We start from the raw sequence: 12816 nt of genomic DNA, 5'->3' as shown, positions 1-12816 counted from the left end.
TACGCAAACGGCATTCCCAATAGGTAATTACCTTATGACATAGCTGTCTAGCCTCGAATCCAAACAAGTTGGTTTGAATCCATTTGGGCGATTATATTTTAAAATCAATAGGTTTTGATTTTAAAAACCTAGCTGTAATTTAGGGAAATTTTTGCGATGAAGTGACTAATGATGTAATCAGTGTAAACCGTAAACCGTACGACGCATGGGCCAAGTGGAAAAAACTTCCTATTCACAGGAAGAGCTTAAAGAATTCGAAGATTTGATCAATGAAAAGCTTTCTGTTGCGAAGGAAGAACTTTCTCAGTTAAAACAAACACTCAGTAAAAGTAACGACAGCGGAACCGATAACACAGCTTCCACTTCCAAGCTACTGGAAGATGGTGCGGATACATTGGAGCGGGAAAACCTGAGTCAACTGGCAGCCAGGCAACAAAAATTTATCATCAATTTGGAAAATGCCCTAAGAAGAATTAAGAACGGCACCTATGGTGTTTGTGTTGACACCGGCAAGTTGATCGCAAAAGAGCGCTTAAAGGCTGTACCCCACACCATGCACAGCATAGAAGCCAAGTTAGCTAAGAAATAGGCCTTGGACTTTCTCCACCGACATATTGAAGCGTTGATATTCTGCTCTCAGGAACCTCTTCCCGTAGCCGATATACAGCGATGCCTTTCGGAGATGTTCGATGCGGAAATCCCTGTAGACCAATTGGAAAATGCGCTTCAGGATATTTCTGAAAAATACCGAGGGGATGACTTCGCTTTCTCGTTAGAAAAAATCGGTGGTGGTTACTTGTTTTTGACCAAGCCTGCCTACCAAAGCAGCATTTCCATCTTGCTAAAGCACCAATCCCAGCGAAGGCTTTCGAGCGCACAGTTAGAGACCCTATCCATCATCGCCTACAAGCAGCCTATCACCAAATCGGAAATGGAGCAGATCAGAGGCGTGAACTGCGACTATTCGGTTCAAAAGCTCCTGGAAAAGGAGCTTATTGCCATCAAAGGAAAGTCTGACACCGTTGGAAAGCCTCTGCTATACGGCACCAGTCAGAAGTTCATGGATTATTTTGGCATCAACGACTTAAAAGACCTGCCCCAGCCCAAGGATTTCGCGGAGGAAGAAAACCAGATCGGTAACCAAACTGATTGATGGCATCGCAATAATAATAGCAGAACCTGTTCCATGCGTTAGCACGGATTCCTTACGCTGTTTTTTCAAAAGGACGGTTAATGGCAAAAAAACCATACCTTTGCAAAAACAAGGAAGAACCTTTTGCTTCTTTGGCGTCTAAATCCTTTTAAAATACAGCAGAGATGCTGCTAGTCCCATGAAAAATCCACAACGAAACAACAACGAGGGCAAAAATAAGCCTTCCAAAAAAAGCGTTCCATCAGGTAATCGCACCAAAAACAGCCCAGACGCCGCACCCTCCACCGCGCGAAAGCTCTATAAAGGGCGGGACAAAGCCCAAAAACCGGTTTATGAGTGGGTAGACGAAGCACCCGCAAAGCGTCCCTCCACCACGAAGAAGCCATTTTCTGGAATCAAAAAAGAAAGCCCTGACAAAACATCCCTTAACAGGCCCGACTACGATCTAAAACGGACAGGTTCTTCCCCCAATGACGATGAGGTGCGGCTCAACAAATACATCGCAAACGCGGGGATTTGTTCTCGAAGGGATGCAGACAAGCTAATAGAAAGCGGTGAAATTTCGGTAAACGGCGCGGTAATCACCTCGTTGGGGTACAAAGTAAGACGTACGGACAAGGTCACCTATAAGGACAAAAAGCTGAATCCGGAAAGGCCCGTCTACTTGTTGCTCAACAAACCTAAAGACTTCATTACCACTACCGATGACCCATTTGAGCGAAAGACAGTCATGCAACTTATTTCAAATGCCTGCAGTGAGCGGGTTTTTCCGATCGGCAGACTGGACCGCAATACCACCGGGTTGCTACTGTTTACGAACGATGGAGAACTATCCGAGCGTCTGGCCCATCCATCCAATCAGATCAAAAAAATCTATCAGGTATCCTTAGATAAGCCCCTGGCGAAGAAAGATTTAGAGATCATACTGGAAGGTGTGGAGTTGGAAGATGGACTTACAAAAGTCGATGATCTGCAGATTCTCTCCAAAGACAAGACCATTTTGGGAATGGAGATTCACTCTGGAAAGAACCGGATCGTACGCAGGATCTTCGCCCATTTTGGATATGAGGTAATCGCACTGGATCGGGTTATGTATGCCGGCCTGACCAAAAAAGACCTTCCACGGGGCAACTACCGCTTCTTAAGCGAGTCAGAAGTGATCAACCTGAAATACTTAGGCAAATCGAAAAAGCGGTCTTAAAACCGCTTCTTTCGGTCTAGCTCGTTTTACTAAATTTTTTCTTGTATTTTTATCTATGGAAAGTAACTTTGACCCTGTTTTTTTCAATAGATGACCAATAAAAACCTACTGGATATCCTACATGGAAGCTCACTTGGGTATGCCGTTGTAAAAAAGATCAGCAAAAATGGCTTTTCATCCCAAAGCTATCAAGTCTCAGAATGCAATCCAGGATTTTGGAGGTTATTGGGCAAAGAGGATCTAAGCGATAGTGGCCTAACTATTGTGTCGGATCAGGATCCGTTTTGGGAGGTCATTCACTACGTGGAAAACAACCCCTCAACTGGTTCGTTTTCCTCCGCCTTTTTTCCCAGTATTGACAAGTGGTTTCAGTACGAATCTACCGAGTTCCCGACAGGAGAGCGATCCATTTTGCTTTTGGACATCACCTCCGAGCAAAAAAAACGTAAAGACTTGGACGATTTTGCGAAAGCAAAATTGGATTTACTATGCATTTTGGATACTTCGGGACACTTCCTAAACCTGAATCCGGCATGGGAGGACAAAATGGGCTACCCGTTGAATGAGATGGAGGGAAAAACCGTCTTTTCCTTTGTTCATCCCGAGGATCAAGAGGCCACAAAAAAAGCCCTCGAGCAGGTCAATTCAGAAGGAGCCATATTCAATTTTATCCACCGTTTCAGAGCTAAAGATACTTCTTTTTGTTACTTGGAGTGGAGAGGTCTACTCATTGACGGACGTGTAATTGCATCGGCCAGAGATGTAAGCATACGCGTTAGGTCCCGAGCAGAACTCAGCCGGACGAAAGAACTCTTGGAGGAAGCCGGAGGTCTTGCAAAGATAGGCGCATGGGAACTGGACCTGGTTACCAATAAAATTGTTTGGTCCCCCGTAACACGGGAAATACACGAGGTGGGCGATGAATTTGATCCAAATTTGCATACTGGAATCGCTTTTTACAAGGAGGGATATGACCGGAATCGAATCACAGAGCTCGTACAAAACACCATTAAAACCGGTGAAGGATATGATGAGGTGTTACAGATCATTACAGGCAAGGGCAATCCCAAATGGGTACGTGCACTCGCAAAGGCTGAATTTAAAAATGGTCGATGCATCCGTCTGTATGGGGTGTTTCAGGACATACATGCCTACAAAACCAATGAAATTGCACTGACCCACCTTACCGGGCTACAGAACATTTTGGTAGAAATGGCACTGACCTACATCAACATGGCGGTGTCAGACGTTAACCAATCATTGGAAAAATCACTCAAAACGCTCGGTGAATTTACCGGTGCCGACCGAGCCTACATTTTTTCCTACAACTGGGAGGAAGAAACCTATACCAATACCTTCGAATGGTGCGCAGAAAGCATACCTCCTCAGAAAGATTTTTTCCAAAATTCCCCCATCGCAGAAATTACCGAATGGGTGGACAGGCACCGCATGGGCCAAGAATTACTTTGGGAGGACATTACTACGCTTCCGGACAGTAGCAAACTTCGAAGCCTTCTGGAGAAACAGGGGATCAAAAGCATCTACACCGTCCCCATTATGAACGGCGACCTGTGTATGGGATTTGTCGGTTTTGACTTTGTCAAGAAAAAACAAACCTCCAAAACAAGTGACAAAATTCTTTTGACATTTCTCGCCCAACTTTTGGTCAACATTGAATCCAAAAACCAAACATTCAAAGAGTTGATAGAGGCACGTCAACGGGCAGAGGAGGCGAGCAAATCAAAATCCGAATTTTTGGCCAATATGAGCCACGAGATCCGCACCCCTTTGAACGGTGTCATTGGATTTACGGAATTGTTGCTAAACACACCACTGAGCCAGCTTCAGCAGCAATATGTGGAGAACGTACATGTTTCTGGTAAATCTCTACTGGCTATCATCAACGACATCCTCGATTTTTCCAAAATCGAAGCCGGAAAACTGGAATTGGAACTGTTGGAAACGAATGTTTGGGAACTCGCTGAGGAAGCCGTCGATATCATTAAGTATCCAGCCGGCCAAAAGGGATTGGAAATATTATTGAATATTTCACCAGATACACCCGAGTACGCGCTCTTTGATCCGACGCGGCTGAAACAGATCCTGATAAATCTGTTGACAAATGCCGTAAAATTCACATCCAAAGGAGAAGTGGAGCTGCGCATCCATTTTGAAAAGAAAGAAGGGGATGAAGGCGTATTTTTTTTCGCTGTGAGAGATACGGGAATTGGCATTCCAAAAAACCAACAAGAGCGGCTATTCACTGCGTTTATCCAAGCAGACAGTTCCACCACCCGGAAATACGGAGGCACGGGGTTGGGGCTTAGCATCTCCAATTTGCTGGCCCGCAAAATGGGAGGGAAGATTGAATTGACTAGCGAACCATCCCAGGGTTCTGAGTTTTTCTTCCAATTGGAAACCCAAGTAAATCCAACGAAAAAGAACCAAGGAGAAGTTATTCCATCTCTAAACAAGGTATTGATCATAGACGACAATGACCGAAGCAGCGTAATCTTGGGGCGTCACCTGCAATATTTGGGCATCGCCAGTTCACGGGCGAAGAATGGATATGAAGGCCTCAAACTGCTTCAATCGGATAATGCATTTGACTTGGCAATAGTAAACTATCACATGCCCTTTCTCAATGGAATAGAAACCGTACGGATAATCCGCGAGAAATTAAAGATCGACCCTGCCAAATTACCTGTCATCCTGACCCATAGTGCGACCGAAGAAACCGGTTCTAACCTTCACAGAGGTCTTGGCATCAAATTTGGATTAATAAAACCTGTAAAAACTAGAGAACTAACCCACCGGCTTGCCTCTCTAAAAACCGACGAACGGACCAGGCCAACTCACCCGAAACGCTCCACGGAACGGGATCCAGAAATATCAAAAACCATCTTGATTGCTGAAGATGTCCCAATGAACCTATTGTTGGCTCGAACCTTTCTAAACCGAATGGTTCCCAATGCCAAAATTATGGAGGCCCAAACCGGAAAAGAAGCTTTGGATCTGGTTCAAAATCGATCGGTTGACCTGATTCTGATGGATGTTAATATGCCGGAAATGGATGGGATAGAAGCCACCCAAGAGATACGGAACCTCAACGGATCCCACCTTGCCCAAATACCCATTATAGCCCTAACCGCCACCGCCCATGCCGAAGAAAAAGAACGATGCCTACTTGCAGGCATGGATGATTTCCTAACCAAACCCATCAAACAGGAAGCCTTGTTTGACATGTTGATGAAGTACCTTTATGAAGGCCCCTCCGAAGAAACGGATACCGCTGGGGAGGATACTCGGGACAGCTTCGACAAAATCGGCCTGATGAAACAAATCAACGGCGACCAAAGGATCTATGAGCTAATGCTTTCATCTGCTCTGGAAATTTCCACCGATATATCGGAACTGATCAGGCATATTCACCGGCAGGACGTAAGTGAATTAACGCGTCTTGCGAACACGGTCAGAGAATCCTGCCAAACCTTGCATTTCAGTCGTATGGCAGAGTACATGGATCATGTACTCATCAACGAATCCCCCAACTGGAAATCCTTGCTACTATTGGGCAAACAAATCGAAAATGAATGGGAGTCGCTCGAGTCCATCCTCGCGAGGGAATGTGGCGAAAAGCCGGATACCTAAGGAAGTCATTTTTCCAATTACCGACCATAAAAAATAAACCCTGGTTATTACCTACGCGCAAACCACAGCATGCCTTTCGACCGCAATTATCTTGAAAACAAGTGGAAAGAAAGCTTTCCCATTCCTCCAAACATCCTGCGCAGTTGGGGTCTAGGGTTGTTGGTAGTCGAAAAAAATGGGCTTACCGCAAAATTAGACTCCTCGGCCACGGCCTACTTTGGTTTGAATGAATCAATTACCAACGGATGGGAAATACAACTTGGCGATTTTTTGCGTGATGAAAACCTTGCAGAGATCAAGCGTCAGGTTTTTCAACTCGCGGCGAAGGAGTTTGAACTGGATCTCAGTCTAAAAAAGAACTCAGAACGAGAGGAACTCCGGTCGTTTTGGCGTACCCAAAATGAACTCTTTTTGGTAGCCGTTTGGAGAGAAAAAACCGCTGAACATAAATCAGCCCCAACTCCAGCGTTTCCGGCCGATTTGCACCGCATTGCAATAATCTGCTTTGATCGGGATCAAAAGGTATGCTCCGTCAATGAACCGTTCACCCAGTTGACCGGCTATACCATGAGGGATATTCCAAGCCTGGATAAATGGCAGGCAAAACTTGGTAATCTCTCGGCAAGTTTATCAGACGAGCTGGATACAGCGCACTTCCTAAACAGTAATGCTGCTCTGCAAAAAAACCTGAAGATCCTCCGAACGAAAGAGGGCAAAAGCCTGATTGTAGAGGAATCCCATTTTTTCTACGGTATCCACCATTTCTGGACGTATCTTGATGTGAGCGATCATTGGCAGATAGTGGAAGAACTGGAAAAACAAAAACAATATATTGATTCAATCTTATCCGCGCTTCCTGACTTATTGTTTATCATTGACAGAGACGGCAGATTCATCGAAACCAAATCTGGCCAGTTGGACAACTTGGCAATCCCACTCGAACAATTTGCACATAAAAAAATAAGTGAAGTATTGCCAAATCCTTTTGCGGATCGATTGATGGCAAGCATTGTTCAATGTATTGCCGACAAGGAACCGACTGCAATCCAATACGATCTACCTATAAACGGTGTAATCCGGGACTTTGAAGCCAGAATTGCCCCATTCGGATCTGATCGTGTTGTGGTGCTGGCAAGGGATATTTCGGCTAGTAAGAACACAGAACGCAGCCTAAAAAAAACGAAGGAATTCTTGGAACAGGCGGGTAGAATGGCCCAAGTGGGAGCGTTCGAGTACTTCCCGGCTACCCGGCAGCTTAATTGGTCTTCAGCCACCCGGGAGATACATGAGGTTCCGGATGATTTTATTGAAACGATTGAAAACGCTCCCACTTTTTTTGAAAAAAACACCGACCGAAGCGTTGTTTTCAAAGCGTGGAATAACGCACTTTGTTTTGGTGAAAATGCGGATTTTGAAGCAACACTTTTAACTTTCTCTGGAAAGAAAAAATGGGTGAGGGTCATCATCAACTCGGAACTTGAGGAAGGAAAATGTGTACGCATGTACGGTACTATGCAAGACATCACTGAACGCAAAAAAACGCTTGAAAAACAGCAACAATTTATCAGCGAAGCTCCCTCGGCCATGGCCATGTTGGATACCCAAATGCGTTACCTCGCCTATTCCAAAAAATGGATAGAAGATTACCAAATTACGGATAAAGATATCTTGGGCAAGTCACATTACGAGGTATTCCCGGAAATTGGGGAAGAATGGAGGACCATTCACACCCAAGCGCTTACGGGACAGAGTTTTGGCAGAGACGAAGATAGGTTCGAACGAGCAGACGGCTCGGTCAATTACATGAAGTGGAAAATCAACCCATGGTATGACGGTGAAAAAATCGGTGGATTAATCATGCTCACTGAAAATGTCACCAATGAAAAAGTAGCCCTAAACAGTCAGCGGAGGCTAAGCAAAATCGTAGAGGAATCCGTCAATGAAATATACGTATTTGACAAGAACCTTACGATCACCCATGCAAATAAAGCTGCTACCAAAAACCTGGGCTACAGCATAGAAGAACTGACCGGTATGCGAATTACCGATTTGCTGGAAGATATTTCCCCTTCGGGGTTACACTCAACTTACCTTGACAGCCTTTCCAGTATCCCAGACCAAAAAATGACCCTGGAAACCCTCCATAGGCGAAAGGATCGGTCACTTTATCCCGTACAAGTAAACTTTTCCAAACTCGCATCAGATGGCGAAGAGTTTTTTGTCTCTATAGCCCTGGATATTACCGAGCGGATAAATCATATCCGTGCCATAGAGGAACAAAACCGCATCCTTAAAGACATTGCTTGGATGCAATCTCATGTGGTACGGGCACCCCTGTCCCGAATGATGATGTTGCTTTCCCTTCTCGAAAACAAAGACATTGTTTACGGAGAACATGACCTCCTAAAAAGCAGGGAAGAGGTCATTCAGTCGGTAAAAGAAACCGCCGAGGAAATCGACCGAATCATCAGCGACATTTCAACAAAGACAAAAACCCTCAACCCATCTCTCGAAAATGAAGAGGCCCCAACCCCTGCAAAGCAACCAAGCACGGATTCCTGCGAATTCTGGCTGATTGACGAAGATGAACTGAGCCAATTGGTAAACCGATATACGGTCATACAGCATGGACTTTCCGAGAGACCCAGGCAATTTCACGAAGCCGAGGAAGCCTTGGAAATACTGATGGCAGAAAACCAACCGGGTCGATCCTTCCTTATCCTACTGGATCTGCAAACCCTCGAACGTTCTAAAACCAACTGGCTTGATACCTTGATTTCAGCGGAAATAAAAGCAAGCCTGGCCATCATAACCATGGATGAGCAGGGCAAGAAAAACCATGAACCAAAAGGTAAGGCAAATCCCTATGTGGTGGATCATGTGACCAAACCGCTCAAAAAAAGCCAAATTGAGCGAATCAAAAAACACATGAGGGAAATGGGGACCACCTAATGCCTACCTCCTTTTAATTACATAATTCTTGATCGGGCTTTGCATCACGGCTCGCTGTAACCTGCCTTCCTGATATTCATATCGGTTCTTATCACCGTTGGCCAGCGACTCGTAGTTCCCTTCTTTCAGTTGAAACACCTTGCCAAATACCCCATAATTCTCCGCCAGCATACGATCGGTTTCGACCGGTTCTTCGAAAAACAACCGCACTGCACTATACGTGATGTCTTCCAAAATCCTGCCTCGATGCTCATAGTTATAGGAATTCGCATCCACTTGATATACCCCCTCTTCCAGCCAGACACGTGAGGAAAAATCGCCGCGGTTGGTGGATGAGGTCACACTCGAAGAAACCAGCTGATCCCCTACGTAAACCACCTCGGTGAGGTAGTCCACATTTATCTGGCCAAATAACCAGAAACTGGCCTTTGAAGTCAATCGAAACGTGGTCGTATCTTCTGTATCCATCTTCCTAGCCTCCATCTCCCCGATCGTAAATCCGGCAACGGTAACATCATACAAATGGAGATCCTGTGCTACAGTGGCAGGCAGATTGCCTAACACAAAAAGCGTAAAAAATAAAGGTTTTAAGGTTTTCCACATAAATCAACTTGTATACGAATAAGGCTCAGGATTGGGAATTTACTAAATAAAAGCCAAAACCCAAGCCTGCATTTAGGTTAGGTAAACTTACTTATAAAAAGAACAAACTAAATTTAAATGGGTTCAGGATAGTGTGCATAACGACTATTTGCTAATTTGCGGTATGAAATTAAAAGCAACCCATCTCCTGTCAAACGCTTTCCCATGGCTGGGGTCTAGCAATAAAAAAGCCCCGGCCGGAACCGAGGCTTGTGGTGATGAGTGGGCTCGAACCACCGACTCACGGATTTTCAGTCCGATGCTCTACCAGCTGAGCTACATCACCTCCTTAAAGTGATGCAAAGGTAGGTATTTGCCCGATTTGAGCAAATGATTTCGAATGAAAATTTAGATTGAAAACCTCAATTTATTAACAATGAGTCTATTATCTGCTTTATTTTTTTTGATGGTCCTAAGTATTTCGGGATTTCTTCTTTACCGAAGAATTCGATTTGTTAGACAGGCAATCCTTCTTGGAAAGCAGGAATCCAGAAACGACCAACCAACAACCCGTTGGAAAACCATGGCGTTGGTGGCATTGGGCCAGCAGAAGATGTTCAAACGTTTTGTGCCCGCTTTTTTCCACCTATTGATCTACGTCGCCTTTATTGTGATCAATTTGGAGGTGTTGGAATTCATGATAGACGGCATCACCGGATCCCACCGGTTCTTTCTGCCATTTATAGGGGGATTATATTCAGTGGCAATCAATGTGTTTGAATTTCTTGCATTTGCCACACTGCTCGCATGCGTGGCTTTTTTGGTCCGAAGGAATGTCACAAAGGTTCCTCGGCTGACCATGCCGGAGCTGAAAGGCTGGCCGGCATTGGATGCCAACCTTATCCTTATAATCGAAATAGTGTTGATGGTAGCCATCCTTACCATGAATGCCACCGATCAGCTATTGGCAGGGCGTGGAGTGTCCGGTTACCATGAATTGGGTGGATTGCTGTTCAGCAAGCCCTTGCAGCCACTCTTCGGAGGCTTGAGTGACACGGCCTTATTTCTGACCGAACGGATCGCTTGGTGGTTTCATATTGTCGGTATTATGGCCTTTGCGGTCTATGTTACCTATTCAAAGCACCTGCATATATTTCTTGCATTTCCAACTACCTGGCACTCGAATCTAAAGCCCAAGGGAGAAATAAAAAATATGGAGGAAGTAACCCGAGAAGTCAACCTTATGCTGGGCATTCAGACGGGGACTCCCGAAACACCTACCGGTGACGTTGTCGGTCGATTTGGCGCGAAGGATATAAATGACCTTAGCTGGATAAACCTCATGCAGTCCTTTGCTTGTACCGAATGCGGCAGGTGCACTTCGGAGTGCCCAGCTAACCTGACCGGCAAAAAGCTTTCACCTCGAAAAATCATGATGGACACCCGAGACAGGGCAGAGGAGGTAACCCGAAGCCTACAGTCCGGTGGTCCCGGCCTAGATGACGGAAAATCGCTGTTGGGAAACTATATCACCAAAGAAGAAATCAATGCCTGCACGACCTGCAATGCCTGCGTAGAAGCATGTCCGGTGAATATAGATCCCCTATCGATTATCCTGGAGCTTAGGCGCTATGCAGCTATGGAAGAAAGCAGCAGCCCTGCTCAGTGGAATGCGATGTTTCAAAACATCGAAACGAGCTTCTCTCCTTGGAAATTTGCTCCTTCAGATCGGTTCCGCTGGGCAGACGAACTTAAAAACAAGTCCTAATTTTACATTCTTTTAATTTGATCCAATGAGTGATGCATTCAGGGTACCGACCATGGCAGAACTAGCCGCAAAAGGAGAAACACCGGAGGTTCTTTTTTGGGTAGGTTGCGCCGGGTCATTCGATGACCGATACAAAAAGGTAACCCAGGCAATTGTGAAGATACTATCCAAGGTGGGAATTGATTTTGCCGTCCTGGGGGAGGAGGAAGCCTGTACGGGAGACCCTGCGAGAAGGGCTGGAAATGACTTTTTGTTTCAGATGCAGGCGATCGGAAATATTCAGGTGTTGAATGGCTATGGTATAAAAAAAATTGTGACAGCCTGTCCTCATTGCTTTAATACGATCAAAAACGAATACCCTCTATTGGGTGGCTCCTATCAAGTGATGCACCATAGCGAGTTCCTTCAATCGTTGATTGCGGAGGGTAGAATTGTGTTACAGGGCGGTGGGCCTTTTAAAGGAAAACGGATTACCTTCCATGACAGCTGCTACCTCGGTAGAGCAAACGATGTATACGAAGCCCCGAGAGAGGTCATCAAAGCGTTGGATGCCGAATTGGTCGAAATGAAACGGTGCAGAACCAAAGGTCTATGCTGTGGCGCGGGAGGCGCCCAGATGTTTAAGGAACCCGAGCCGGGCAAAAAAGACATCAACATAGAACGCACCGAGGAAGCACTCGAGACCGGTGCAAAGACAATTGCGGTGGGCTGTCCGTTTTGTCTGACCATGCTATCCGATGGGATTAAAAACAAAGAAAAGGAACAGGAAGTCAATGTGCTTGATTTGGCGGAAATCATCGCACAGAATCAAGGAATATAAATAGAGCCTTCCATGTACGATCCGTTGACCAAAATAAAAACAATCGCAAGTTTCGACGTGTTTATGCGTATAGATGACGGGATTTTTGTATCATTATCCCAGATTTATACGTTAAACCAACGAATAGCTTAAACCTTCCATACTAGCTTAATAGGCGCAAAAGCAACTATGTACGTTCCGTTTGAAGAAATGCCGGCCACTTCGAGGATCTGGATTTATCAGTCCGATAGGCCATTCGCCCCCGATGAAGTGCACTGGATAAATGATCGACTGAAATCATTTTGTGAGGGTTGGAATACCCACGGGCAACCCATGGCGACGTCGTTTGACGTTATGCTGAATCAGGTGATCGTCCTTTCGGTAGATGAGCAAAGTCAACTTGTGAGCGGATGCTCTATCGATAGCTCCGTAGGTGTACTGCGGGAAATCGAAAGGAAACTGGCCCTTAACCTTCTTGACGCCGGAAAAATCGCCGTAGTGTCCGAAAATGCAGTTTCGGTGAGTGCACTAGGCAGTATACGGACTAAAGTTAGCGAGGGTAGAATAGGCCCGGAATCCCGAATTATAGACGTGACGGTAAACAAGAAGGCCGATCTGAGGGATCGATGGATCATACCGGCCAAAGACAGTTGGTTGAAAAGGTACTTTCGTTAAGTAAGAAGGCTTTACACCTCAAAGCGTCCTAAAAA

General features: G+C 45.4%; 9 protein-coding genes and 1 tRNA gene. 8 read left to right on the top strand and 2 right to left on the bottom strand.

All coding sequences use genetic code 11. The features are described 5' to 3' along the window. Window positions 1-205: 205 nt before the first annotated feature. The 5 genes from ADIS_RS04680 (at window position 206) to ADIS_RS04660 (ending at window position 8957) form a co-directional block, all read left to right on the top strand. A complete protein-coding gene (locus ADIS_RS04680; RefSeq protein ID WP_010853195.1) occupies window positions 206-589 on the top strand; it encodes a TraR/DksA family transcriptional regulator in 384 nt (127 codons plus the stop codon). A 3-nt stretch (window positions 590-592) separates the two neighbouring features. Then, window positions 593-1153, top strand: coding sequence for an SMC-Scp complex subunit ScpB (scpB, locus tag ADIS_RS04675; protein WP_081634863.1), 561 nt, complete (start codon window positions 593-595; stop codon window positions 1151-1153). 178 nt (window positions 1154-1331) lie between these two features. Beyond that, complete coding sequence (locus ADIS_RS22605) at window positions 1332-2354, top strand: pseudouridine synthase (RefSeq protein WP_010853193.1); 1023 nt, start codon at window positions 1332-1334, stop codon at window positions 2352-2354. Between the two features lie 90 nt (window positions 2355-2444). Then, a complete protein-coding gene (locus ADIS_RS22180) occupies window positions 2445-6005 on the top strand; it encodes a response regulator (protein WP_010853192.1) in 3561 nt (1186 codons plus the stop codon). A 69-nt stretch (window positions 6006-6074) separates the two neighbouring features. Then, window positions 6075-8957, top strand: a complete 2883-nt coding sequence (locus ADIS_RS04660) for a PAS domain-containing protein (RefSeq protein WP_010853191.1) — start codon at window positions 6075-6077, stop codon at window positions 8955-8957. Between the two features lie 3 nt (window positions 8958-8960). Here the strand turns inward: ADIS_RS04660 and ADIS_RS04655 are convergent, their stop codons facing one another. Both ADIS_RS04655 and ADIS_RS04650 read right to left on the bottom strand, forming a co-directional pair. Further along, window positions 8961-9560 carry a DUF6134 family protein gene (locus tag ADIS_RS04655; protein WP_010853190.1) on the bottom strand — a complete coding sequence of 200 codons (600 nt, stop codon included), beginning with the start codon at window positions 9558-9560 and terminating at the stop codon, window positions 8961-8963. Window positions 9561-9812: 252 nt separating this feature from the next. Further along, a tRNA-Phe gene (locus tag ADIS_RS04650) sits at window positions 9813-9885 on the bottom strand. 90 nt (window positions 9886-9975) lie between these two features. On the opposite strand from ADIS_RS04650, the gene ADIS_RS04645 reads away from it, so the two are divergent. The 3 genes from ADIS_RS04645 (at window position 9976) to ADIS_RS04635 (ending at window position 12781) form a co-directional block, all read left to right on the top strand. Beyond that, on the top strand, window positions 9976-11307 hold the full coding sequence (locus ADIS_RS04645) for a (Fe-S)-binding protein (protein WP_035804695.1): 1332 nt from the start codon (window positions 9976-9978) through the stop codon (window positions 11305-11307). A gap of 25 nt (window positions 11308-11332) precedes the next feature. Then, a complete protein-coding gene (locus tag ADIS_RS04640; protein WP_202900552.1) occupies window positions 11333-12127 on the top strand; it encodes a (Fe-S)-binding protein in 795 nt (264 codons plus the stop codon). A 168-nt stretch (window positions 12128-12295) separates the two neighbouring features. Next, complete coding sequence (locus ADIS_RS04635; protein WP_010853186.1) at window positions 12296-12781, top strand: hypothetical protein; 486 nt, start codon at window positions 12296-12298, stop codon at window positions 12779-12781. The last annotated feature ends 35 nt before the right edge of the window (window positions 12782-12816 follow it).

It is taken from the genome of Lunatimonas lonarensis, assembly GCF_000390185.1.
Taxonomy (GTDB): Bacteria; Bacteroidota; Bacteroidia; order Cytophagales; family Cyclobacteriaceae; genus Lunatimonas; species Lunatimonas lonarensis.
This window is presented reverse-complemented; position numbering and strand designations above follow the sequence as displayed.